Below are 25,990 nucleotides of genomic sequence, written 5' to 3' on the forward strand. Positions count from 1 at the left end.
CAACGACCAGTGAACGTCTGCACGGCATACTCCTTATGACCGAGTCTACATCAAGAGAAAAAGCCAGCCCTGAAAGGACTGGCTTTGTATTCAGACTACAACAAAATTAGAACTGGTAGTTCAGACCAACAGCAACGATGTTGTCAGTGCTGATCTGCGCAACATTTTTAGTGAAGTTGGTGTCATCCAGCAGGTTGATTTTGTAATCAACGAAGGTGGACATGTTTTTGTTGAAGTAGTAGGTAGCACCGACATCGATGTACTCAACCAGATCCTGGTCGCCGTAAGCACCCAGATCTTTACCTTTGGATTTCAGGTAAGCAATGGACGGACGCAGACCGAAGTCGAACTGGTACTGAGCAACAGCTTCAAAGTTCTGAGTTTTGTTAGCAATACCGTCGATTTTACCGAATGTGGTCATATTCAGCGTTTCGGAGTAGGTGGTCGCCAGATAGATATTGTTCGCATCATATTTCAGACCAGCAGCCCACACTTCCGCATTCTGGCCAGAAGCATACAGGCCATTGGTGCCGTTGCGCACCTGACGGTCAGTACGGTCAGACTTCGCATAGGCCGCACCCACGCCAAAACCTTCGTACTCATACGTTGCGGACAGACCGAAACCGTCGCCATTTGCTTCTACTTCATTGTCACGATCGTTTTTGCCCTGATACTGCGCGGCAAAGTTCAGACCTTCAACCAGACCGAAGAAATCGGTGTTACGGTAGGTGGCAACGCCGGTAGCACGCTGGGTCATGAATACGTCAGTCTGGGTCCAGGTATCGCCACCGAACTCTGGCAGAACGTCGGTCCATGCGCCGATGTCGTAAGCAACGCCGTAGTTACGACCGTAGTCGAAAGAACCGTATTCAGCGAATTTCAGACCAGCGAATGCCAGACGGGTTTTGTCTTTGTCGGAACCTTCAGATTCAGTACGGTTGCCTTTGAATTCATATTCCCACTGGCCAAAACCAACCAGTTGGTCATTGATCTGCGTTTCGCCTTTAAAGCCCAGACGCGCGTAAGTTTTGTCACCATCACTTCCGTTATCATCAGAGAAATAATGCTGAGCGTGAACTTTACCGTACAGATCCAGTTTATTGCCGTCTTTGTTATATACCTCGGCTGCATTTACAACGCCTGCTGCCAACAGGGAAGTCACTGCCACTGCCACTAACTTAAGTTTCATTTTAATAATCCTTATAATTTTCTTAGCGTGTTTCCTCAACCATTGTTAAACGAGGCGTTTGTCAATGGCAGACTATTTTTAAATGACGGAGTGGCATAAGTTCAATAATAAGTTTCATAAGATTACAAATTATTTTAATTTGTGTGATCGAGATCTCCTTAATACATTTGAGAGTATTAATTCAAATAGGGACTGTCTAATAAGATATATTTTCGGAGGGGATTATTGAGCTGTTTATAATTTTATTTTTGGTAGTAACGATTGATTATTATATGCACTAATACAGTTGCCAGCTAGCGTTGATTATATATTTGTTAATATAATTATATCATTACATTAACATATTTAACGGTTTTATAAAATCCATTTTTACCAGCGCGATCCTGGTATGGCGCAGGGGGAGCTCGTGAAAATGGAAAATCGTCAAATACACACAGGCGATAGATAAAAGCGTAGTTGTGTTATGAAGAGTGTCAAGGTGCAGCGGGTCGATTTAGGCCCGCCCGTCGCTATTAGCGCCGCCGCGTTGCCAGCCAACAAAGTAGCGAACCTACGCAAACCATGACTGCGCCTTGCCAGAAGGAGAATGACAGTGGCGAGCTGAGTAACAGCGCTGCCAGAGCAGAGGACATGACGGGGGTAAAATAAGACCCTACGGCCATGATAGTCACATTGCCATGAAGTATGCCCACATTCCATGCTGCGTAGGCAAACCCCAACGTTAATGCCGCGGTAAAAAGTTTAGCAATCACCGGTAGGCTAAATATCATGGCAGGTTGCGGCGTAAGAAAATAGTGGAACCACAACGCCACGGCGGTGAGTAACACAAAGACGGTGATACCGTTAAAACCACGCGCATATTTATTTGTGACGGTGCAGTATGTCGCCCATATAAACGCCCCAAGAAATGCCAGGAAATAACTTAGCGGACTGGTGGCGACATTGCTGATAATTTCTCCTGGATTAAGACCATTCTCGCCCCCCAGAACCCAGCAAACGCCAGTAAGTGCAATAAGCAATCCAGGAACAATAAGCCAGTTAGTTTTTTGCCCGTTAAAAAGAATGGCAAACAGAATGGTCAGGCTGGGCCATAAATAGTTAACCATGCCGACTTCGATAGCCTGATGGCGAGTGGCGGCATAACCGAGAGAAAGCGCCAGGCATATTTCATAACTGACAAACAGTACGCTGCCTGCGATGAGGTATCGCCCCGGGAAACGACGGATATCAGGTAATCCGACGGTAAAAATCAGCAGCAGGCCGCTTAATGAATAGATCATGGCTGCGCCGCCTACCGGTCCGAGACCTTCGCTGACGCCGCGAATTAACCCAACCATCGTGCTCCACAGAACGATGGCAACAAGCCCTATTAGCGTTGCTTTTTGTGATGTCATGTTTTGTGACTGTCCTGAATACCGCGCAAAATAAACTGCCACTTATAGCACTTTTTCCGAGGGCGATGCCATGCAGTGTCATTTTTTAGTACCTCCCTGGAGTTATTGCAGTTTAAAAATAGGGCTATTTAGTAGCGGAACCGTTTCAATATTGATTTGACGCAAAAAAGTTATCGATTTTGCTGTTAGTTTCCTCGCGAAGTTATACACGCATCCTGGGCTGAGGTTTTGCTGCAGTTCGAAGGAGGCGTGCATCCGTGGAAAAAAGAGGAAAGCAATGGACGTCAGCCGCAGACAATTTTTTAAAATCTGCGCGGGCGGTATGGCGGGAACAACGGTGGCCGCACTGGGTTTTACCCCTAAAATGGCCCTGGCTCAGGCGCGAAACTATAAGCTGTTGCGCGCAAAAGAGATCCGTAACTCCTGCACATACTGTTCCGTAGGTTGCGGGCTATTAATGTATAGCCTGGGAGATGGGGCAAAAAACGCGAAAGAAGCGATTTACCATATTGAAGGCGACCCGGATCATCCGGTAAGCCGTGGCGCGCTGTGCCCGAAAGGGGCCGGTTTGCTGGACTATGTTCACAGTGAAGATCGCCTACGCTATCCGGAATACCGCGCGCCGGGTTCCGACAAGTGGCAGCGCATTAGCTGGGATGACGCTTTCACTCGTATTGCTAAATTAATGAAAGCCGACCGCGACGCCAACTTTATTGAAAAGAACGAGCAGGGCGTCACGGTTAACCGCTGGCTCTCTACCGGAATGCTGTGCGCCTCGGCGGCCAGCAATGAAACGGGGATGCTGACGCAGAAGTTTGCGCGTTCTCTCGGTATGCTGGCGGTAGATAACCAGGCGCGCGTCTGACACGGACCAACGGTAGCAAGTCTTGCTCCAACATTTGGTCGCGGTGCGATGACCAACCACTGGGTGGATATTAAAAACGCCAACGTCGTGATGGTGATGGGCGGCAATGCCGCAGAAGCGCATCCGGTGGGTTTCCGCTGGGCGATGGAAGCGAAAAACAATAACGATGCGACGCTGATTGTCGTTGATCCACGCTTTACGCGTACGGCGTCGGTGGCGGATATCTATGCGCCAATACGTTCCGGTACAGACATTACCTTTCTGTCCGGCGTTTTGCTGTACCTGATCGAAAATAACAAAATCAACGCTGAATACGTTAAGCATTACACCAACGCCAGCCTGCTGGTGCGGGATGATTTTGCCTTTGATGACGGTCTTTTCAGCGGCTATGACGCCCAAAAGCGTCAGTACGATAAATCCTCCTGGAACTACCAGTTCGATGAAAACGGCTATGCCAAACGTGATGAAACGTTGACGCACCCACGCTGTGTGTGGAATCTGCTGAAGCAGCACGTTTCGCGCTATACGCCGGACGTCGTGGAAAACATCTGCGGTACGCCGAAAGCGGACTTCCTGAAGGTGTGTGAGGTGTTGGCCTCTACCAGCGTTCCGAATCGCACTACCACCTTCCTGTATGCGCTGGGCTGGACGCAACATACTGTCGGGGCGCAGAACATCCGTACTATGGCGATGATCCAGTTGCTGCTCGGCAATATGGGGATGGCTGGCGGCGGTGTGAACGCCTTGCGCGGCCACTCTAATATTCAGGGCTTAACGGATTTAGGACTGCTCTCCACCAGCCTGCCGGGCTACCTGACGCTGCCATCGGAAAAACAGGCCGATCTGCAAACTTATCTGGCCGCGAACACGCCAAAAGCGACATTGGCCGATCAGGTCAACTACTGGGGTAATTATCCTAAGTTCTTCGTCAGCCTGATGAAATCTTTCTATGGCGATGCGGCGCAGAAAGAGAATGACTGGGGCTTTGCCTGGCTGCCTAAGTGGGATCAGTCCTATGACGTGATCAAATATTTCAACATGATGGATAGCGGGAAAGTCACCGGCTATTTCTGTCAGGGCTTTAACCCGGTGGCGTCCTTCCCGGACAAAAACAAAGTGGTGCAAAGCTTAAGCAAACTGAAGTATCTGGTCGTTATCGATCCGCTGGTGACTGAAACGTCAACGTTCTGGCAGAACCACGGCGAATCTAATGATGTTGATCCGACAACGATTCAGACCGAAGTCTTCCGTCTGCCGTCTACCTGTTTTGCGGAAGAGGATGGCTCTATCGCTAACTCCGGTCGCTGGTTACAGTGGCACTGGAAAGGTCAGGACGCGCCGGGCGAAGCGCGTAACGACGGCGAGATTCTGGCCGGTATTTACCATCGTCTGCGTGAAATGTACCGCGCAGAAGGCGGTAAAGGCGCCGAACCACTATTGAAGATGAGCTGGAACTACAAGCAGCCGGATGAACCGCATTCGGAAGAAGTGGCGAAAGAGAACAACGGCTATGCGCTGGAAGATCTCTATGACGCCAACGGTACACTGCTTGCCAGGAAAGGCCAGTTGTTGAGCAGTTTTGCATTACTGCGCGATGACGGTACGACATCCTCCTCCTGCTGGATTTATACCGGTAGCTGGACGGAGCAGGGCAACCAGATGTCCAGACGTGATAACGCCGACCCGTCAGGGCTTGGCAATACACTGGGTTGGGCGTGGGCGTGGCCGCTAAACCGTCGCGTATTGTATAACCGCGCTTCGGCGGACCCGCAGGGTAAACCGTGGGATCCAAAACGGATGCTGATCCAGTGGAACGGCGCGAAGTGGACAGGGAACGATATTCCGGACTTTAACAACGCGGCGCCGGGGAGCGGGACCAATCCGTTTATCATGCAGCCGGAAGGGCTGGGACGTCTGTTTGCTATTGATAAAATGGCGGAAGGGCCGTTCCCTGAACACTACGAGCCGATGGAAACGCCGCTGGGCACTAACCCGCTGCACCCGAATGTGGTCTCGAACCCGGCGGCGCGTCTGTATGAAGAAGATGCGCTGCGCATGGGTAAGAAGGAGCAGTTTCCGTACGTGGGCACGACTTACCGCCTCACAGAGCATTTCCATACCTGGACCAAACATGCGCTACTTAACGCTATCGCTCAGCCGGAACAGTTTGTGGAGATCAGTGAGACGCTGGCGGCAGCGAAAGGTATTGCTAACGGCGACTATGTGAAGGTGAGTAGTAAACGCGGGTTTATTCGCGCGGTCGCGGTGGTAACTCGTCGTCTTCGCACCCTGCATGTCAACGGTCAGCAGGTTGAAACGGTGGGGATCCCGATTCACTGGGGCTTTGAGGGTGTCGCGCGCAAAGGCTATATCGCCAATACTCTGACGCCAAATGTCGGTGATGCCAACTCGCAAACGCCGGAATACAAAGCGTTTTTAGTTAACATCGAGAAGGCGTAAGGGAGGCGAACATATGTCTATGGAAACGCAGGACATTATTAAACGGTCCGCAACAAACGCCATCACGCCGCCTCCGCAGGCGCGTGATTACAAAGCCGAAGTCGCGAAACTGATCGACGTCTCCTCCTGTGTCGGCTGTAAAGCCTGCCAGGTAGCCTGTTCTGAATGGAACGATATTCGCGATAACGTTGGCCATTGTGTCGGGGTGTACGATAACCCTGCCGATCTCACCGCCAAGTCCTGGACGGTGATGCGCTTTACCGAAACCGAGCAGAACGGCAAGCTGGAGTGGCTGATTCGTAAAGATGGTTGTATGCACTGTGAAGATCCAGGCTGTCTTAAAGCCTGTCCATCTGCCGGGGCTATCATCCAGTACGCGAACGGGATTGTTGATTTTCAATCTGAACACTGTATCGGCTGTGGTTACTGTATCGCCGGGTGTCCGTTTAATATTCCGCGCCTCAACAAAGAGGACAACCGCGTTTATAAATGTACGCTTTGCGTCGATCGCGTCAGCGTGGGCCAGGAACCGGCCTGCGTCAAAACTTGTCCGACCGGGGCTATTCATTTCGGCACCAAAAAAGAGATGCTGGAACTGGGTGAGCAACGCGTGGAGAAGTTAAAAGCGCGCGGCTTTGAACATGCCGGTATCTACAACCCGCAGGGCGTCGGCGGTACGCACGTCATGTATGTGCTGCACCATGCCAATCAGCCGGAGTTGTACCACGGCTTGCCGAAAGATCCGCAGATCGATACCTCAATCAATCTGTGGAAAGGGGCGCTAAAACCGCTGGCCGCAGCGGGCTTTATCGCCACTTTCGCCGGTCTGATTTACCACTACATCGGTATTGGCCCGAATAAAGAAACGGACGACGATGAGGAGGATCATCATGAGTAAGTCGAAAATGATTGTGCGCACGAAATTTGTCGACCGCGCCTGTCACTGGACGGTGGTGATCTGCTTCTTCCTGGTAGCGCTGTCGGGGATTTCGTTTTTCTTCCCGACGCTACAATGGTTGACGCAAACTTTCGGCACGCCGCAGATGGGACGTATTTTGCACCCGTTCTTCGGTATTGCCATCTTCATCGCGCTGATGTTTATGTTCGTGCGTTTCGTCCACCACAACATCCCGGATAAAAAAGACATTCCGTGGCTGAAAAATATTGTCGAAGTATTGAAAGGCAATGAGCATAAGGTGGCGGATGTCGGCAAATACAATGCCGGACAGAAGATGATGTTCTGGTCCATTATGAGCATGATTTTTGTGCTGCTGGTGACTGGCGTGATTATCTGGCGTCCGTATTTCGCGCAGTATTTCCCCATGCAGGTCGTGCGTTATAGCCTGTTAATTCATGCGGCGGCGGGCATTATTTTAATGCACGCGATCCTCATCCATATGTATATGGCGTTTTGGGTGAAAGGCTCGATTAAAGGCATGATCGAAGGGAAGGTCAGCCGTCGCTGGGCGAAGAAACATCATCCACGCTGGTATCGTGAAATCGAGAAGGCGGAAGCAAAAAAAGAGAGCGAAGAAGGTATTCAGTAATTCTTTCGCAATCTGATAAACAAGGCGCTATCCTGGTAGCGCCTTGTTTTCATCTGCTGTCTGTATACTCAGACGACCACAGCAAATCGTTTAACGACGGAAATCGATGACCATACGGCCACGAATTTGTCCCTGTTCCATCTCTTTAAAAATAACGTTGATATCTTCAAGCGGACGTAGCGCGACTTTTGGTACGACTTTTCCTTCCGCCGCGAACTGGAAGGCTTCGGTCAGATCCTGACGTGTCCCCACCAACGAACCGACAACCTGAATGCCATCCAGTACCAGGCGAGGGATATCAAGGTTCATGGCTTCTGGCGGCAGCCCGACTGCCACCACGCGACCTCCGGCGCGAACGGCATCTACTGCGGAATTAAACGCCGCCTTAGCGACCGCGGTAACCACCGCTGCGTGCGCGCCACCGGTTTTTTCCTGCACAATTTTAGCCGCATCTTCCGTGCGTGAATTAATGGTCAGATCTGCGCCCATTTCCTCGGCCAGTTTCAGTTGTCCATCATTGACATCAATGGCGATCACTTTCGCATTGAAAACGTTTTTCGCGTACTGCAAGGCCAGATTACCCAGACCGCCCAGACCGTAGATGGCAATCCACTGGCCAGGTTTAATATGAGAAATCTTCACCGCTTTATACGTGGTAACGCCCGCGCAGGTAATACTACTTGCCGCCGCAGAGTCCAGACCTTCCGGTACTTTCACCGCATAATCCGCGACGACAATACACTCTTCGGCCATGCCGCCATCTACCGTGTAACCGGCATTTTTCACGTTGCGGCATAAGGTTTCATTGCCCGTATTGCAATACTCACAGTGTCCGCATCCTTCATAAAACCACGCGACACTCGCGCGATCGCCGGGTTTCAGCGAGGTGACACCAGGACCGACTTCCGCCACGACGCCAATGCCTTCGTGTCCCAGAATGACGCCGGTTTTGTCACCGAAATCGCCGTTTTTCACGTGTAGATCGGTATGGCATACGCCGCAGCACTCCATTTTTAGCAAAGCTTCACCGTGGCGAAGGGGACGCAGCGTTTTCTCAGTAACATCAACCTGATGATCTTGTGTGACAACAGCAGCTTTCATAACCTTCTCCTTTTATTAATAGTGAACTGCATAGCAGGTAAGTAATAGCAGGTAAGGCGCTATTACCTCTTTAGGATTAATATTTCTGATGAGTTATGCAAGGCGGCAGAAATACAATGTAATAGTTTAGCCAGGATTATCCTGATAAATCCCCGTTCAATACATAAAGGTGGCTAATATTAGTAGCTTGACAAATAAGCAGGAAAAGGAATTCAGGTGTGTCGACAGACTCACCAAAACTAAAGAAGAAAGTGATATCCGGCGGCATTCACCGCCGGGTACGTATTAAATGGAAGTCCGACGGTAGTCGCGGTATTCCGGTTTCCAGAAGTTATCGTCAATCGCCTGTTGCAGCGCTTCCGCAGAGGTTTTCACCGCTACGCCTTGTTGCTGCGCCATTTTACCTACGGCAAAAGCGATAGCGCGCGACACGACCTGGATGTCTTTAAGCGCTGGCAACACTAATCCTTCGCCGTTATTGACCAGCGGAGAATGTTTCGCCAACGTCTCACTGGCTGACATCAGCATTTCATCAGTAATGCGCGATGCGCCGGAAGCGATAACCCCCAGACCGATGCCGGGGAAAATATAGGCGTTATTACATTGTGCGATCGGATAAACCTTATCTTTCCAGATGACCGGCGAGAATGGGCTGCCGGTTGCCACCAGCGCGTTGCCTTCCGTCCAGGCGATAATGTCCTGTGGCGTGGCCTCCACGCGAGAGGTGGGATTAGAGAGCGGCATGACGATCGGGCGAGGGCAATGCTTATGCATCTCGCGGATGATCTCTTCAGTAAAGAGCCCGGTCTGGCCGGAAACCCCGATCAGAATATCCGGCTTCACGTTACGCACCACATCCAGCAGCGACAACACGTCATTTTCGGTATCCCAGTGCTGGAGATTGTCGCATTTCTGCACCAGTTTTGCCTGGAACGGCAATAAATTAGGCATCCGGTCCGTCAACAGGCCGAAGCGATCGACCATAAAAACGTTCTGTCGGGCGGCATCTTCGCTTAAACCTTCACGCTGAGTCTGCGCGATGATTTGTTCAGCAATCCCACATCCGGCGGAACCCGCGCCGAGGAAAACGATTTTCTGCTCGCTAAGCTGACTGCCGGCAGCGCGGCTGGCGGCGATCAACGTACCGACGGTCACGGCTGCGGTGCCCTGAATATCATCGTTAAAGGAGCAAATCTCATCACGATAGCGCGTCAACAGCGGCATTGCGTTTTTCTGCGCGAAATCTTCGAACTGTAGCAGGATATCTGGCCAGCGCTGCTTAACGGCCTGAATAAACTCATCGACAAACGCATAATACTCATCGTCGGTAATGCGCGGATGACGCCAGCCCATGTAAAGCGGATCGTTGAGTAACTGTTGATTGTTGGTGCCGACATCCAGCACAACGGGAAGGGTATAGGCCGGACTAATGCCGCCGCAGGCGGTGTATAATGACAGCTTACCGATAGGGATCCCCATCCCGCCGATGCCCTGATCGCCAAGCCCCAGAATCCGCTCGCCATCCGTCACCACAATAACTTTAATGTTGTGGTTAGGCACATTCTGCAAAATGTCGTCCATATTGTGACGGTTCGGATAAGAGATAAATACGCCGCGCGCCCGGCGATAAATCTCAGAGAAGCGCTCACAGGCCGCGCCCACGGTCGGGGTATAGATAACCGGCATCATCTCTTCAAGATGGTTTTGCACCAGTCGATAAAAGAGCGTTTCGTTGGTATCCTGGATGTTACGCAGGTAAATATGCTTATCGATTTCTGTTTTAAACCCCTGATACTGGAGCCAGGCGCGTTCGGCCTGTTCTTCAATCGACTCGACGACCTCTGGCAGCAGCCCTGACAAATTGAAGTTGCGGCGCTCTTCTACGCTAAAAGCGCTGCCTTTGTTTAACAGGGGGAATTCCAGCAATACAGGGCCAGCGTAAGGGATATAAAGGGAACGTGCTTTCTTGGTTGTAGTTTCCATGTTACTCACTCTTTTTCGAATAACTGTCCCTGGCACCGTCGTTTATCATCATATATTGCCTTCCACCAGGGAACCGACCCTGAGTATAAAGCATTGTGAGACGTTAAGGTCATTCCTATAAACAAAAACACCATTGCAGATGCAATGGTGTTTAATGTCATTTCAGGACTGTACGATTACTTTTGGCTATCGGCGCGGCGCTTTCTGCCGGTTGGGTTATTCACCACGCTGCTGGTGTCGCCTTCAGTAACAACCTTACGCTGGTTGGAAATTCTGTAATCCAGTCCAAGTATATGACGAGCCTGACGGTTCGATTTCATGTTAACTCCTCAATCCTGTTGCTAGTTTTAAGGACAAATTCGCTTACGCGAAAGAAACGTAACCCCTAAGGTTGCCGATACAGCATAGCAGGTTTTACAGAGTCGGGTGCTGCCCGCTTACCACATAGTTGATGGTCTGCTGGTAGATGTCACTGAGGATGTCATTGTCGGAAGCCTCAACCCATTTGGTCAGCTCCATTAAAATATCATCTTCAGTGACAACGCCTAACTCCGCGCGTAATCCTTGTTCAATCGCGTTGACCAGGGCCGGTTGTGCTGCTGAGGTATTTGCTGAGTGATAAGTAAACATATAATGCCTCCGTGAACATGTATTTATTTAGTACGGCTCGCAGAAAATTAATTCGTATTCAGCATGGCAAATATTTTTGCGGCTGTGGTTAAGATTAGTCCTGGAGTTATTTTAACGCAAAACGGAACTCTAATTGCTTACCCCAGAAGAAAATATATTACGTTTGCCAATTACATATCCTCATACTAGTAGTGGTCAATTAATATACATTTAAAAGGCTACTTATTGCGATTTTTATCCTTTATTACAACGAGATAAGACAAATCTTAATTTGAATGAAAATATACATAATGGAATACGCCTCCGGAAGAAACAGTAAGGATAAAAAGAAGGATATATTCTTTAAAGAAAGGGAGGCCTGTTGGTTTAATATTCATCACTGAAAAAGCATACAACTATTTTCTATATCTGAAGTGCGGGTAATCGACAACATGCTACCTCCATCGGCATGGACAACGCAGATTAGCAGCATGGTCTATACTTTATTTTTTGAGCCAACAGGAGAGCAAAAATGACAATCCATAAGAAAGGTCAGGCACACTGGGAAGGCGACATCAAACGAGGTAAAGGTACTGTATCAACAGAAAGCGGCGTGCTTAATCAACAACCGTATGGATTCAATACCCGGTTCGAAGGCGCGCAGGGAACCAACCCGGAAGAGTTAATTGGCGCCGCACATGCGGCCTGTTTCTCCATGGCGCTATCACTCATGCTGGGAGAGGCTGGATTTACGCCGACATCCATTGACACCACCGCTGACGTATCGCTTGATAAGGTGGAGGCGGGCTTCGCCATTACCAAAATTGCGCTACAAAGCAAAGTTGCGGTAGCAGATATTGATGCTTCAACTTTCGATCAAATCATCCAGAAAGCAAAAGCCGGGTGCCCGGTATCGCAGGTTCTGAATGCGGAAATCACCCTCGACTACCAGCTTAACGCCTGATAACCTCTCCAGCCCGGTAACGACTCTTGTTTATCGGGCTGATGAATATACCTTCAGGCGGAGGGCTCGCTCCCGGTCTATCTGAGATCCTGCCGTATTTTTATCACCTCAACGCGCCGTAGACCACGTCTGTGGCTATTGTCGTGGTCTACTTTTTCGCCTTAAAATCTGCTCGCCATGTTGCTTTATTCATCAAACATCAAAATCAGTCAACGTAAATATCAATAATAGCCATATCGCGGAGGGTGATCTTTATTCCTGAGAGAGGAGGGGTATTATTTTCTGCGTTCTACATTAACGGGTTAACGCGCAGATGTAGAGGTTATTTATATAATTATTGGAGCAACAACAATGAATAAATTCTCCCTTGCTACAGCAGGTATTATCGTGGCAGCGCTGGTAACCAGTGTTAGCGTGAATGCGGCAACAGATACTACTAAAACAAACGTTACGCCTAAAGGTATGAGCTGCCAGGAGTTTGTTGACCTCAATCCGCAGACGATGGCGCCAGTCGCTTTCTGGGTGCTGAATGAAGATGAAGATTTTAAAGGCGGGGACTACGTTGATTTCCAGGAAACTGAGACGACAGCAGTGCCGCTGGCCGTTGAGCTTTGTAAGAAAAACCCGCAGAGTGAATTAAGCAAAATAAAAGACGAAATCAAGAAAGAACTCTCAAAATAAGAGTAAACTGATATCAAAACCCGGCCTGTGTGTCGGGTTTTACTATTTGTGACACCGTCACAAATAACATCTTCCATTTCTTCTACCAATCACGTGGTATTGCACTATTTTCATTAGAGCCCTTTCACTATATGGAGACCTAATGAAAATTTTACCGCTGGCACTCTTTATCATTCCTTTTCTGGCCGGATGCGGAGCCAATAATACGCCGCCGCAAACGCCTATTCCCGGGGAAAAAACCTCTGCCAAATTACGTACCCTGGAAACAGGCGCGGCGGCCATTCAATCCAGACCACCTGTCGATGCCATCAGTACCTACCTTGACGGGTTCCATTTTTATAGCGGTGATAAAAACGGACAGATGGAAGCGCACCATTACGTTACCGTCCTGAACGAAGATGTCATGCAGGCGGTGATTTACGACGGCAACACGAAAAACGCGCGCCTGATGGGGGTGGAGTACATTATCAGCGAACGTTTATTTAAAACGCTTCCTCCCGAGGAGAAAAAACTGTGGCACAGCCACCAGTACGAGGTGAAATCCGGTAGCCTGGTGGCGCCTGGCTTACCGCAGGTCGCTGATAAGGCGTTGATGAGTAAGATTGTTAATACTTATGGCAAGACCTGGCACACCTGGCATACCGACCGGGATAAAACCCTGCCAATGGGTATCCCTGCGCTGATGATGGGCTTTACTGGCGACGGGCAGCTTGACCCCGCGCTGCTGGCCGATCGGGATCGCCGTCTGGGAATTGATACCCAGGCCATTAAACGCGAGCGGCAGGATCTGCCTGAGCATCCCGTTGTTAAGGGGGCTAACGCCTGGGAGCAGGGGGAGGTTATCCAGCTACAGCGTGTTCAGGGCTCTGGCGAACACGGGCAAGGCGATACCGCGCACTTCGGTACATCTGAGCAATCCCGACAATAATTCCACGGTTTTACACGCAGATAGGAAAAAGAATGCCTGTTAAGTGACAGTGTCACGTAAAAATTAGCCCCATAGTCTATGCTTGTTTTTCGGATGCTGTAGAGGTTATGGGTTAAACGGAGCGACAAATGAGTTCAAAAATTTTTTGCAAAAGCTGGGGGGCTGAATATATCGCCGCTGATGTCGTCCGCTTTCGTCTTTGGGCCACCGGTCAGCAAAAGGTCATGCTCAGGCTTGCGGGTAAAGACCAGGAAATGCAGGTGAGCGGTGACGGCTGGTTTACGCTGGACGTCTCCGGGGTGACGCCAGGTACGGAGTATAATTTTGTACTCAGCGATGGCATGGTGGTCCCCGATCCGGCTTCCCGCGCCCAAAAAACTGACGTCAACGGTCCGTCATATGTGGTTGATCCAGGCAGCTACGCGTGGCGCAACACCGGGTGGAAAGGTAGCCGTTGGGAGCAGGCCGTGGTGTACGAGATGCATACAGGCACGTTCACTCCGGAAGGCACCTTCCGCGCCGCAATAGCGAAGCTGCCTTATCTCGCTGAACTCGGCGTTACCGTTATTGAAGTGATGCCCGTTGCGCAATTTGGCGGCGAGCGCGGCTGGGGCTATGACGGCGTACTGCTTTACGCGCCGCATTCTGCCTATGGGACGCCGGATGATTTCAAAGCGTTTATTGACGCCGCGCATGGGTATGGTCTTTCCGTCGTCCTGGATATTGTGCTGAACCATTTCGGCCCGGAGGGAAATTATTTACCGCTATTGGCGCCGGCGTTTTTCCACAAAGAGCGCATGACGCCGTGGGGAAATGGTATCGCCTATGATGTCGACGCCGTGCGGCGCTATATCATCGAGGCGCCGTTATACTGGCTGACAGAATACCATCTCGACGGCTTACGCTTTGACGCTATCGATCAGATTGAGGACAGTAGCGCCAGGCATGTGCTGGTTGAAATCGCACAACGTATTCGGGAAGACATTACCGACAGGCCCATTCATCTGACTACCGAAGATAGCCGCAATATTATTTCTCTGCATCCCCGTGATCAGGATGGCAATGCGCCGCTGTTTACCGCCGAATGGAATGACGATTTTCATAATGCCGTCCACGTTTTTGCGACCGGAGAGACCCAGGCCTACTACAACGATTTTGCTGATGCCCCGGAAAAACACCTCGCAAGGGCGCTGGCCGAAGGATTCGCTTATCAGGGAGAAATTTCACCGCAAACCGGCGAACCTCGCGGCGTAAAAAGTACCGGACAACCCCCGGTCGCCTTTGTGGATTTTATTCAGAACCACGATCAGGTCGGTAACCGCGCCCAGGGCGACAGACTGATAACCCTGGCGGGCGCTGAACGAACAAAAGTATTGCTCGCCACGTTGCTGCTTTCACCGCATATTCCGTTGCTTTTTATGGGCGAAGAGTATGGCGAAAGCCGTCCTTTTCTTTTTTTTACCGATTTCCATGGGGATTTAGCCCGCGCCGTTCGTGAAGGTCGCGCAAAAGAGTTTGCCGATCATGCAGGGGAAAATGTTCCGGACCCGAATGCGCCAGAGACCTTTCAACGCTCAAAACTTAACTGGAAGCAACAGCACAGTGAAGAGGGTAAAGCGTGGCTGGCGTTTACCCGAGAACTACTGCTTTTGCGCCAGAAGCATATCGTGCCGCTGTTGTCCGCTGCCCGTGAGAGCTCAGGAACGGTATTGCAAACCGCGCCCGGGTTTATTGCCGTTAGCTGGCGTTTTCCGGGAGGAACACTGTCACTGGCGCTGAATATTAGCGCCACGACGGTATTACTACCCGATTTACCGGGTAAGACCCTCTTCGCCTGGCCGAATGAATCCACCGGGTCGCTTTCCCAACATTCTCTTATTGTCCGCTTAGCCCAGGGAGAATCTGCATCATGATCCCAACTGCAACGTATCGCCTTCAGTTTCGCAATGGCATGACCTTCGATCGCGCTGCGGCGCTGGTGCCTTACCTTAAAAATCTGGGTATCAGCCATCTTTATGCCTCACCCATCTTTACCGCCACCAAAGCGTCAACGCATGGTTATGATGTCACCGATGCGAATGAGATTGAGCCTTCTATTGGCGGGCGCGAAGGATTTGAAAGACTGGTGGCCGAACTTAAAGCGCAAGGTCTGGGATTGATCATCGATATTGTGCCTAATCACATGGCCAGCTCGCTGGAAAACGCCTGGTGGCGCGACGTGCTTGAATATGGCAAGGAGAGCCGTTACGCGCGCCATTTCGATATTGACTGGTCGCGCCGACTGACGCTGCCTTTTTTAGGCGACACGTTTGACGCCGTGCTGGAAAACGGAGAAATTGCGATCAAGCCCGATCCCGCTACGGGTAAACCCACGTTCGCCTATTATGATAACTATTATCCGCTTGCGCCGGCGACGTGGCAGGGGCGCGAGGCTGAAATACTGGCGCTTACCGATAAAGCCGCTATTGCTGATTTGCATGAGCGCCAGCCGTGGAAATTAATGTCCTGGCGCGATGCCGCTCGCTCGCTCTCATATCGGCGTTTCTTTGAGGTCACAGGGCTGGTAGGAATGCGGGTGGAAGATAAAACCGTCTTCGACGATACACATCGGCTGATTCTGGAGCTGGTCAGAACAGGGGCGGTTGACGGTTTACGTATCGATCATATCGACGGCCTTGCCGATCCGAAAGCCTATCTTGCGCGTTTACGTCAGGAAGTGGGGCCGGCGTGCTATATCACCGTGGAAAAAATTCTCGCTAAAGGCGAGCAACTTCCTGATGACTGGCCGGTTTCCGGCACCACAGGCTATGAATTTATCGCCTCTCTGGCGGAGGTGCTGGTTGACGATGAGCAGATAGACAATCTGCGCCAGGCTTACGAGACCGTTAAAGGCGCGCCAGTGGATATGCGGGCGGAATTACGGGCGGCTAAATTGCTGATGGTCGATCGCAATTTCGAGGGGGAATTTACCCGGCTGCTCGCGCTTGCGCTGTCGATTGCCAGCGAGCTACAGATCGCACAGGAAGAGAGCGTCGTTCGGCAGGCGTTACGCGAGTTATTAATTGCCTTTCCCGTATATCGCACTTACGGCACGGCAGAAGGGCTACCGCCGACCGATATTTGCCTGTTACACCGTATTGTGGAACGGGTAAAGACGCTTGAAAATCCTCCGCAGCCAGAAGCGCTTACATTTCTGAGCCGCCTTCTTACCGGCGATGTTCCCGCCTCCAGCCAGGAGGAGGCGACACAGTTTCGCGTTCGATTCCAGCAACTCACCGGTCCGCTGATGGCGAAATCGGTAGAGGATACGCTTTTCTTTCGTCAAAACATGGGACTGGCGTTAAATGAAGTCGGCGCCGAGCCCGTCACGCATCACTTCTCCATCGAACGCTTTCACCATGAGATGAAAACCCGACAGGCGCGACAGCCTGACGCGTTATCCGGTACGTCGACCCACGATACCAAGCGAGGCGAGGATGCGCGAGCACGGCTGTATACGCTTACCGAAGCGCCGGAGCAGTGGAGCGAATGCCTTGCCCGCTGGCGGCAGATGAACCAGACCCATGTCAAATTTTTGAATGATGGCACTGCGCCAAAATCGGCGGATACGTGGATGCTATATCAGGCGTTGACCGGCGTCTGGCCCCCGACGCTACAACCACAGGACGAAACAGGTTTAAACGCGCTGAAAACACGCTTTGAAGCCTTTGTGGAGAAAGCGCTACGCGAAGCGAAGCTACGTACCGATTGGGTGGACAGTAATGAGGCTTACGAAACGGCAATGCTTGATTACGCCCGTTATTTACTGGCACCGGATAATCAGACATTTTTGCAGGATTTTTATCGCTCCTTGCAACCCTTCATCCGCGCAGGGCTGGTTAACAGCCTGACGCAGACCGTTATCAAATTAACCGCGCCGGGAGTACCTGATATCTATCAGGGAAGCGAGGCGTTGAATTTTAGTCTTGTCGATCCCGACAACCGCCGCGAACCGGATTTCGCCACGCTGGCGCAGCAGTTAGACCAACTGACGCCGGGAGTTTTCTCGCGCGAAGAGAGTTGGCTGAACGGGCAGGTAAATCAGTATGTCACCGCCGCCTTACTGCGTCTGCGTCAGCAGAATCATGAGCTCTTCCGTTTTGGCGACTATATACCGCTGCGGGCTGTTGGTCAGCGTGCCGACAAGGTCATCGCTTACGCCAGAGTCAATCATGATGATGCGCTGATTGTTGTTGCGCCCCGACTGGTGTTCGCCGAATGTGACGGCTTATTGTCACAATCGCATAGCGGTTTCTGGGCAGGAACAGACATTATTATACCCGGACAGCTTAATCAGCATCGTTATCGCAATGTGCTTACCCAGGAGAGGTTAATGCCTGGTGAACGCCTGTCGTTGGCCTCACATCAGGGCGGCGTACTGGTTTTAATGAGCGACTGAGTTTATGTGTTGATGTGCCGTGACAGGACAACGTTTACCGTGGGTGGAGAAAGAGAATGACAACAAACAGGGCTTTTGAAATCAGATCAGGATACAGCCATACGCTTGGCGCAAATTATGACGGCGAAGGTGTGAATTTCGCTATTTTTTCCGCCCATGCGGAACGCGTCGAGCTTTGCCTTTACGATCCGAGCGGGGAGCATGAAATCGCTCGTCTGGAGTTACCGGAATATACCGACGAAATATGGCACGGCTATGTCCCGAAGTTGCAGCCCGGCGCGCTGTATGGGTACCGCGTTTACGGTCCTTATGACCCGGAAAATGGTCATCGTTTTAACCCCAACAAGCTGCTTATCGACCCTTATGCCCGTGAGCTGGTGGGCGATATTCAGTGGAACGATGCGCATTTCGCGTATCAATTACTTCATGACGATAAAGATTTGACCTTTGATGACCAGGATAGCGCGCCATTTACGCCTAAATGCCGGGTGATTGATCCGGCTGAGGCGAATTGGGAGGATAGACAACGGCCTTCCATACCGTGGTCGAACGCCATTATTTATGAAACGCATGTAAAAGGCTTTACCCAGCTTAATTCCGCGATCCCTGAGCCTCTACGCGGTACGTTTGAGGGCATGGGGCATAAAGCCAGCGTGGATTACATTAAAAGTCTGGGGATTACCTCCGTCGAGCTTTTACCCGTTCACTGGTTCCCGGACGATCAGCATCTGCTCGATAAAGGACTGAAAAATTTCTGGGGATACAACTCGCTGGGCTTTTTTGCGCCAGCGACGCGCTACTATGGTCCAAAAGGTATTCAGGGATTCCGCGATATGGTGCGCGCTTTCCATGATGCCGGCGTCGAAGTGATACTGGACGTGGTCTATAACCATACGGCAGAAGGGAATGAACTTGGCCCCACGCTGTCATTTAAAGGTATCGATAACTTCTCTTACTATCGCACCATGCCCGATCAGCATCGCTATTACATTAACGATACAGGGACAGGTAATACCGTCAATACCTCTCATCCACGGGTACTGCAAATGGTGATGGATTCCCTTCGCTATTGGGCGGAGTCAATGCATGTCGACGGCTTTCGTTTTGATTTGGGCACCATTCTTGGTCGTGAGCCGGAAGGCTTTGATCAGAGAGGCGGCTTTTTTGATGCGGTAACGCAAGACCCGGTGCTGGCAAAACTGAAACTGATTGGCGAACCCTGGGATATCGGACCGGGCGGCTATCAGGTTGGCGGCTTTCCACCAGGGTGGGGCGAATGGAATGATAAATACCGCGATACGGTACGCGAATACTGGAAAGGTGACAACGTCACAAATGATTTCGCCGCACGCCTGCTGGGTTCCGGCGATCTCTACGATTTGCGCGGTCGTCGCCCCTGGTCAAGCGTTAACTTTATTACTGCCCATGACGGCTTCACGCTGAACGATCTGGTGTCTTATAACGACAAACATAATGAAGCCAATGGCGAAGATAATAATGACGGGCATAATGATAACCGCTCCTGTAACTATGGCGCAGAAGGGCCAACCGACGACGAGGGCATCAATGCGATACGCGAGCAACAGAAACGCAATTTCCTGACCACCTTGCTTTTCTCGCACGGCACGCCGATGTTATTAGCGGGCGATGAGTTTGGCCGCAGTCAGATGGGCAATAATAATGGCTACTGTCAGGACAGTGAAATATCGTGGGTCCACTGGGATAATTTGCCGGAAACCGCCAATGCGCTACGAGAGTTTACCCGTCATCTGATTCAACTGCGCGCCACGCAACCGTTGCTGCGCCGGGAGAGCTGGCGTGACGGTCTGGAGATCCGCTGGTTTAACGCCGGCGGAGGGGCGCAGCAATCCGAACAATGGGATGAGGGATCGACCATAGGCGTATGCATTAGTCGTCCCGATCTCCAGCCGGAAGCGGGGATCTGGCATGACGCCTTACTGCTTTTCAATCCGTTTGAAGGCAGCGTACCGTTCCGTATTCCGATGTGGGGAGAAGGCGGCTGGGTACTTGAACTGACGACTGCCGATAACGCGCAGCAGGGAATGCGGATTACCGAAGAAATGGATTTCGATCTGGCCGGGCGCAGCATCGTATTATTCAGACGCCCCTGATAGTAAAACCGCGCTCCGGACCCAACCGGCCTTGATGGCCGGTTTTTTTACTGGCGCTCAGGCGATATCATGCCGCAGAAATAACACCGTTGTCAGTTTACCGCCCGAAAAATTCATCCGCCTGTTGGTATTCCTTTGATTGTCTTCACCGATATTCGCTTCAGGCCGTCTATTGCCATTTCAAGGTAGGTACGTGGACATCCCAGATTTAAACGGATAAATCCGCTGCCCGCCGGGCCAAAGCCGCTGCCCATTGAAGGAGCAATACCCGCGACATCCGCCATTACCCATTTTAGCTGTTCGTCATCCAGTCCCAGTTTTTTACAATCCATCCATAATAAATAGGTTCCCTGCGCCGGGACAATTCTTGCCCAGGGAAGGTGCTCTGTCGCCTGTTCAACAAACCAGCGGCGGTTTTCCGCCAGGTAATCCAGTAGCGAATCCAGCCACTGTCTGCTTTCATTCCATGCGGTAGTCGCCGCCTGAACGGAGAGGGCGTTAAAGACGTCCAGCCCATGAGCGTCCAGACGAGACAGGAAACGCTGGCGAAGCGTAGGATCGGGAATGAGAAAATTAGAAATTCGCAACGACGATAAGCCAAACGTTTTGCTGGCCGCAGTGGCGGAGATGACCCGTTTATGCCAGCGCTCCCCTAAATGCAGTACCGAGGTAAAGGTTTCGCCGGGCAGCAATAGATCGGCCCATATTTCATCCGAGATGAGAGTGACATCATAAGCTTCACATAATAAAAGCAGTTGCTCCAGCTCGTTGGCCGACCAGCAACGCCCGGTTGGATTATGTGGATTACACAAAATCATCAGCGGAGGGCGCTCATGGCGAAACAGCCTTTCCAGTTGGCAAAAATCCATCTGGTAGCCGTCGTCCGGCGACTCGCTAAGGGGATTCTCCAGCAGTTTTCTACCATTAAGCGTGATTATTTTGGCGAAGGAGCCATAGTATGGTCCCTGTACCACTACGCCGTCGCCTGGATGCGTCAACATTTGCACTAAGAGCGCCAACCCTGGTACGACGCCTTCCACGCTGCATACCCATTCCTGTTTTAACGTAAGCTGGTGGCGTGACGAAAACCAGTGAAGCAGGGCGTTAAAATAGGCCTCATCACGTTCACTATAGCCAAATACGCCGTGCTCGATTCGCTGATGCAATGCCGCCTGAACCTCAGGCGGGCAGGCAAAATCGAAATCAGAAACCCACATCGGCAGCAGTTTCCCTGCGCCGTCGCCAAAGTGACGCTCAATAAAATCCCACTTTACCGAACCAGTATTGTTGCGATTGATAATCTGGTTAAAATCCATCTTGTTTCCTTATTATTTCGTCACTGACGTTTGCGGCGACTTTTCTGAAGCGGAGGCAGTTCTGGCAATACCAATTCCGCTAAAACCATAAATTAATGCGAAGAAGATTGCCGCATAGCACTGGATAGCCCAGGGCAGAAGATCAAGCGTGCTAACGCCCAGCGTGGTTGCCATGTAGACGCCAGCCGAGGTCCACGGCAGGAGAGGTTCGATAACGGTACCGGCATCTTCTATCGTCCGTGAAAGGTTTTTAGTATCCAGCCCCATACGACGATAGGCATCTTTAAACAGTTCGGCGGGAACTAACAATGCCAGTTTACCGTCGCTGGTCGCTCCTGTGACCAAAATTGTGGTGCCGATAGTGGCGGCAATGAGTTGACCAACGCTATGAATAATGGTCAGCAGTCGGTTAATGATGATCGTTAACGCGCCGGTTAACGTTAGCGCTCCGGCAAATGAAAAAGCGCAGAAAACTAACAGTATTGTTCCCATCATCGAGAACATTCCGCCCCGGTTTAGCAGGCGCGGAACATCGGCCACGACACCTTCTGCGCCTTGTGGGAACATGGCGATATCAAATCCATCAATGAAAGCGTCCAGTCCCTGTTTGATGCTCAGTCCCTGCATGATGACGCCGAGGAACAAGGCAAGTACGCAGGCGCTTAACATTAATGGGATGACAGGCTTCTTGCGAATTGCGCCCCACAGTACGATCACCGGCGGCAAAATAAGAACAATATTAAAATGGTATAGCGACTCCAGCGAGTGGATGATGTCCGTAACGCGCTGCGGCGTGGCCACCTCGCCCAGCATATTACTGTGTCCGGCGATAAGATAAACCACGGCGGCAAGCAGGAAACTTGGCAGGGTCGTCCAAAGTAAATGCTGAATATGCTCAAACAGAGTAGTGTCTGCGACAATCGCGGCAAAGTTAGTCGAGTCGGACAACGGTGAGATTTTGTCGCCGAAATAAGCGCCAGAAACGACGGCGCCAGCTGCTGCTGCAAGAGACACGTCCAGCCCGGCGGCAACCCCCATTAACGCAACGCCAACCGTCCCGGCGGACCCCCACGATGTACCGGTACAGACGGAGACCACGCTGGTTAAAAAGAAGGCTGCAATCAAAATATATTCCGGGCTTATGAGTTTTAGCCCCCAGTACACCATGTAGGGAATGGTGCCACTAAACATCCAGGTGCCAATCAAACCGCCCACGCAGATCAGGATCATGATAACCGGCATTGCTTTAGCCAGCTTATCCACCACTGAGTTGATGATGTCTTCCCAACAGTATCCTTGCCACCATGCAATGCCTGCCGCTACCGCCGCAGAGCACAGAAGGAGCGGTTCGATACGTAGCCCCATGATGCCGTAACCGATAATCAACAATAACAACATGGAGATGACTGGGATTAGCGCTAAACCCAATGACAGCGTTTTCTTCTTGTTTTGTGATGCACTCATAATGGAGCTCCGGTCAGTAAGGTAGCTCAAGGGTAGGGGGATACGCTTCCCACTACTGTGATCCATTACTTTCGTCCATGTAACCGATTACATGAGAAGGGTTAATTTGATAGCCATCACAGTTTTTACTGTTGACGACGCATTCACCGTGAAAAATAGGGCGCGACAGAATCGCGGATCACCAGTTCGGCATTGAAATGATTGCTGCTGGGCGGCGGCGTAATGCCCTGGTATAACTGTATCGCCAGTTGCGCGGCACAGCGCGCCATTTGTTCGACCGGATAATGCATTGTTGTTAACGCCGGATAAAGATACCGGGCCAGCACCACATCATCAAAGCCGACAATAGAGAGCTGTTGCGGAAGCTGAACGCCGCGTTGATGAAGAATACGCATAATGCCAGCGGCCATCACATCGTTAAACGTGACCGCTGCCGTAAGGGGAAGCCTGCTATTAATAAGTTGATGCGCGGCCCGCTCGCCGCCTTCTTCGTTAAACGGAACGCTAATCACCCAGCGAGGGTCTGGAGAAATACCATATTCTTCCAGCGCCTCACGGTAACCATCAAGGCGTTCCTGACGATCGATAATTGGCAAGTCAGATGTCACACAGGCAATGCGCCGATGCCCGTTCGCCAGGAGATATCGGGTCGCTTCCCTGGCGGCGCTGCGATTTTCCAGCCAGATACACCGGTTGGCCATACCGGCGATATAACGATTCACAACAACCAGCGCTGGAAAGTGGGCTGCGTAGCGCAGCAGCTCTTTATCCGGTAATCGGCTGGCGTGTACAACAATAGCCTCACAACCTTGATTAACCAGAAAATCCAGTCCCGCTTTTTCCATTTCTTCGTCGTGGCCGCCGCTACATACCATCAAGCGATACTGCTGCTTACGAGAAACATCTTCTACGCCGCGAGCAAGGTGGGCAAAAAAAGGATCAGCCAGATTGCCGGTTAACAATCCGAGCATATCGCCGCTGCGTTTCGCCAGCGCGATAGCGGCGGCATTCCGGCGATAATTGAGATCGCGCATGGCTTTCTCTACACGTTCGCGCGTGACGGGTTCAACCCACGCGGTCTGGTTAATGACACGTGATACAGTCGCGGTTGATACACCGGCCAAAGATGCAACATCCTTTATTGTCGCCATGTTAAGCTCATATTTGTTCGTTTAAAGGGTATCAAAGCCATTGATTATCATGTTACGTGGAAATCAGTGCAATCACTGCGGCGCAGCCTGAATTTATAAACATTTTTAAAATCATCCTAAATCCTGGTAACTGCAAATTTTAGTAGCTACCTCAATGAGTTATTGACCACTGAATTTTCTACGATAACATGACTAACAATATACACATGATAAGAACCACTACACTGGGAAATCGTTGCGTGGTGGTTCGGAGATAGATGATGAGTAGTATTACAAAAAGCATACAGAATGAATATGTTTTATTGATGGAAAACGCTTTTTCTGAAAAATATAAATATGCATTCAGAAATTTAGAACTAAAAGAATTACGTAGATTCATCCTGAAAGAGCTAATTAGCTCTCCCGAGTTAGATAATCAACTTACAAACCTAATCGTGTTGCTAAATAAATTTTGGGATACTCACGCCGCGGCGCTTATAACAGAAGTGCGGGCGTCTAAAAGTTATCGATTATTACTTCCGATTCAACGCTTTGGTTATAACATATCTAATCACCTTAGATCTCTGGGGATTTATTTTGATAGCATCATAATGGTTGATCCATTACATTTTCCTTCTCTTGGCTCTCTGCATTCATTTTTGTCATTGCCACCAGATAATAGTTATGTCCGCATGCGCAGGTTGGTATTACTTGAACATGTTTCCAATCTATTTCGCGCCATCCCATTTATGACTATTGATGATGATTATCCAATTTTTCTAATCGTTCCTGAATTACTGGATTTTGATAAAGAACGCAATCATGAACAATCTGCCGCTTTTCTAAGTCAGCTCTTTTTTAAAGATAGAAAAATGGATTACGCTACTTATTTAGCGTTTCTTGAGCACTTTGGGAGAAATGAAGAAACATTCCAGAAGATCCTAACAAATAAAGAATTATTAAAAACATTGCTTGATAATTTCAATAACATCGAAAAAGAAGTCTGGGTTTACGATACAGATTTAAAGAGTTTTACAACAAGAGAGGTAGATCTTCTGGATTACGATCTGCCGTCAGCTATAGCAACCTTACTGGGTAAGGTTGAAGGTGCAATTTATGCACAACGATCAACTCAATTATCGGCAACACTATTAGGCATTGATCCGGTTATTTATAGTAACCATATGTTTTTACATGAATGGACTACGGAGCAGTTGGTCAAGGATTATGGTAAATTAAATCCTCTTTCTTCTGAAGAACAAGCGATTACAATGGGCCTTTCAGCCGCGGAAGTAAAATTCCTTACTGCGCTTTCCGATCTGGAATTAAAAAAGATTAGAGAAAGAGGTCAACTAGAATCCTTAAGGCATGAACTAAGAATCTCAAGGCATGACTTGCAAGGAAAAACACCAGATCAAATGCAAGATGCGGCAGATAATTTTTCAAAACATTTAATCAATGTGGTCGAAGAGTATGGAAAATCGCATGAATCAGCCATTAAGAACTCAAAGAAAAAAAAGATCTCATCTGGATTAATTTTTGCAGGAACAGCCACGTTAGGTATAGCTTCACTTGCCATGCCGCAATTGACATTACTTTCAGCAGCAGCAACGGGAATTGGCCTGGCCTTTGGAGGTAAAAGTCTGGCAGATATTTTTAGTGAACATAAAGCACATAAAAATGAAATCCAGATATTAGAAAAAACACCCGTATCGCTTTTGTATGGGGCATATAAAAAGAAATAGTCATACTGTGTATACCGTCTGGTAGCGGAAGTCAGTTTTTGAAG

General features: G+C 50.2%; 19 protein-coding genes. 10 read left to right on the top strand and 9 right to left on the bottom strand.

Translation table 11 applies throughout. The features are described from left to right. Nucleotides 1–106: 106 nt before the first annotated feature. Together ompD and yddG are read right to left on the bottom strand one after the other, a co-directional pair. Entirely contained in the window at nucleotides 107–1,189 is a 1,083-nt protein-coding gene (gene ompD, locus K8W53_RS11570) for a porin OmpD (protein ID WP_000769043.1), read from the bottom strand. Between the two features lie 512 nt (nucleotides 1,190–1,701). Next, nucleotides 1,702–2,583, bottom strand: coding sequence for an aromatic amino acid efflux DMT transporter YddG (gene yddG / locus K8W53_RS11575; RefSeq protein ID WP_000203791.1), 882 nt, complete (start codon nucleotides 2,581–2,583; stop codon nucleotides 1,702–1,704). A 277-nt stretch (nucleotides 2,584–2,860) separates the two neighbouring features. Between yddG and fdnG the strand changes: the two genes are divergently transcribed. From fdnG to fdnI, 3 genes are read left to right on the top strand one after another with little or no spacing between them, the layout of a single operon-like run. Beyond that, nucleotides 2,861–5,908, top strand: coding sequence for a formate dehydrogenase-N subunit alpha (fdnG, locus tag K8W53_RS11580; RefSeq protein WP_077944488.1), 3,048 nt, complete (start codon nucleotides 2,861–2,863; stop codon nucleotides 5,906–5,908). 13 nt (nucleotides 5,909–5,921) lie between these two features. Beyond that, the gene (gene fdxH, locus K8W53_RS11585) at nucleotides 5,922–6,806 is read left to right on the top strand and encodes a formate dehydrogenase subunit beta (RefSeq protein WP_023224190.1); all 885 of its coding nucleotides are present in this window, start codon (nucleotides 5,922–5,924) and stop codon (nucleotides 6,804–6,806) included. Next, the gene (gene fdnI / locus K8W53_RS11590) at nucleotides 6,799–7,455 is read left to right on the top strand and encodes a formate dehydrogenase-N subunit gamma (protein WP_000045657.1); all 657 of its coding nucleotides are present in this window, start codon (nucleotides 6,799–6,801) and stop codon (nucleotides 7,453–7,455) included. The genes fdxH and fdnI overlap by 8 nt, the downstream gene beginning before the upstream one ends. Nucleotides 7,456–7,545: 90 nt before the next feature. Here the strand turns inward: fdnI and adhP are convergent, their stop codons facing one another. The 4 genes from adhP to bdm all read right to left on the bottom strand — a co-directional run bounded on the left by adhP (nucleotide 7,546) and on the right by bdm (nucleotide 11,169). Then, on the bottom strand, nucleotides 7,546–8,556 hold the full coding sequence (adhP, locus tag K8W53_RS11595; RefSeq protein ID WP_000642447.1) for an alcohol dehydrogenase AdhP: 1,011 nt from the start codon (nucleotides 8,554–8,556) through the stop codon (nucleotides 7,546–7,548). 285 nt (nucleotides 8,557–8,841) lie between these two features. Beyond that, nucleotides 8,842–10,539: an NAD-dependent malic enzyme gene (locus tag K8W53_RS11600; protein WP_000450511.1), complete on the bottom strand. Its 1,698-nt coding sequence runs from the start codon at nucleotides 10,537–10,539 to the stop codon at nucleotides 8,842–8,844. Nucleotides 10,540–10,715: 176 nt separating this feature from the next. Continuing rightward, nucleotides 10,716–10,859 carry a stationary-phase-induced ribosome-associated protein gene (gene sra, locus K8W53_RS11605; RefSeq protein ID WP_000841559.1) on the bottom strand — a complete coding sequence of 48 codons (144 nt, stop codon included), beginning with the start codon at nucleotides 10,857–10,859 and terminating at the stop codon, nucleotides 10,716–10,718. A 94-nt stretch (nucleotides 10,860–10,953) separates the two neighbouring features. Further along, nucleotides 10,954–11,169, bottom strand: coding sequence for a biofilm-dependent modulation protein (gene bdm, locus K8W53_RS11610; RefSeq protein ID WP_000495700.1), 216 nt, complete (start codon nucleotides 11,167–11,169; stop codon nucleotides 10,954–10,956). A 511-nt stretch (nucleotides 11,170–11,680) separates the two neighbouring features. Between bdm and K8W53_RS11615 the strand changes: the two genes are divergently transcribed. The 6 genes from K8W53_RS11615 to glgX all read left to right on the top strand — a co-directional run bounded on the left by K8W53_RS11615 (nucleotide 11,681) and on the right by glgX (nucleotide 20,291). Further along, a complete protein-coding gene (locus K8W53_RS11615; protein ID WP_000152297.1) occupies nucleotides 11,681–12,112 on the top strand; it encodes an OsmC family protein in 432 nt (143 codons plus the stop codon). Between the two features lie 351 nt (nucleotides 12,113–12,463). Further along, nucleotides 12,464–12,793, top strand: coding sequence for an acid-activated periplasmic chaperone HdeB (gene hdeB, locus K8W53_RS11620; protein WP_001032161.1), 330 nt, complete (start codon nucleotides 12,464–12,466; stop codon nucleotides 12,791–12,793). Nucleotides 12,794–12,935: 142 nt separating this feature from the next. Next, on the top strand, nucleotides 12,936–13,721 hold the full coding sequence (locus K8W53_RS11625) for an OBAP family protein (protein ID WP_052939374.1): 786 nt from the start codon (nucleotides 12,936–12,938) through the stop codon (nucleotides 13,719–13,721). Between the two features lie 128 nt (nucleotides 13,722–13,849). After that, nucleotides 13,850–15,634 carry a malto-oligosyltrehalose trehalohydrolase gene (gene treZ / locus K8W53_RS11630; protein ID WP_000095564.1) on the top strand — a complete coding sequence of 595 codons (1,785 nt, stop codon included), beginning with the start codon at nucleotides 13,850–13,852 and terminating at the stop codon, nucleotides 15,632–15,634. Then, the gene (treY, locus tag K8W53_RS11635; RefSeq protein ID WP_023225008.1) at nucleotides 15,631–18,159 is read left to right on the top strand and encodes a malto-oligosyltrehalose synthase; all 2,529 of its coding nucleotides are present in this window, start codon (nucleotides 15,631–15,633) and stop codon (nucleotides 18,157–18,159) included. The genes treZ and treY overlap by 4 nt, the downstream gene beginning before the upstream one ends. A gap of 56 nt (nucleotides 18,160–18,215) precedes the next feature. Next, complete coding sequence (gene glgX / locus K8W53_RS11640; RefSeq protein ID WP_000210594.1) at nucleotides 18,216–20,291, top strand: glycogen debranching protein GlgX; 2,076 nt, start codon at nucleotides 18,216–18,218, stop codon at nucleotides 20,289–20,291. Nucleotides 20,292–20,404: 113 nt separating this feature from the next. Here the strand turns inward: glgX and K8W53_RS11645 are convergent, their stop codons facing one another. From K8W53_RS11645 to K8W53_RS11655, 3 genes are all read right to left on the bottom strand, one after another. After that, entirely contained in the window at nucleotides 20,405–21,607 is a 1,203-nt protein-coding gene (locus tag K8W53_RS11645; RefSeq protein WP_000347156.1) for a MalY/PatB family protein, read from the bottom strand. A gap of 12 nt (nucleotides 21,608–21,619) precedes the next feature. Further along, nucleotides 21,620–23,071, bottom strand: a complete 1,452-nt coding sequence (nhaC, locus tag K8W53_RS11650; protein ID WP_001276632.1) for a Na+/H+ antiporter NhaC — start codon at nucleotides 23,069–23,071, stop codon at nucleotides 21,620–21,622. 143 nt (nucleotides 23,072–23,214) lie between these two features. Continuing rightward, nucleotides 23,215–24,222, bottom strand: a complete 1,008-nt coding sequence (locus K8W53_RS11655) for a LacI family DNA-binding transcriptional regulator (protein WP_023223683.1) — start codon at nucleotides 24,220–24,222, stop codon at nucleotides 23,215–23,217. A 257-nt stretch (nucleotides 24,223–24,479) separates the two neighbouring features. On the opposite strand from K8W53_RS11655, the gene K8W53_RS11660 reads away from it, so the two are divergent. Then, a complete protein-coding gene (locus K8W53_RS11660) occupies nucleotides 24,480–25,946 on the top strand; it encodes a hypothetical protein (RefSeq protein ID WP_024147874.1) in 1,467 nt (488 codons plus the stop codon). Nucleotides 25,947–25,990 lie beyond the last annotated feature (44 nt).

The organism is Salmonella sp. A29-2, assembly GCF_020150755.1.
GTDB classification, from domain to species: Bacteria; Pseudomonadota; Gammaproteobacteria; order Enterobacterales; family Enterobacteriaceae; genus Salmonella; species Salmonella enterica.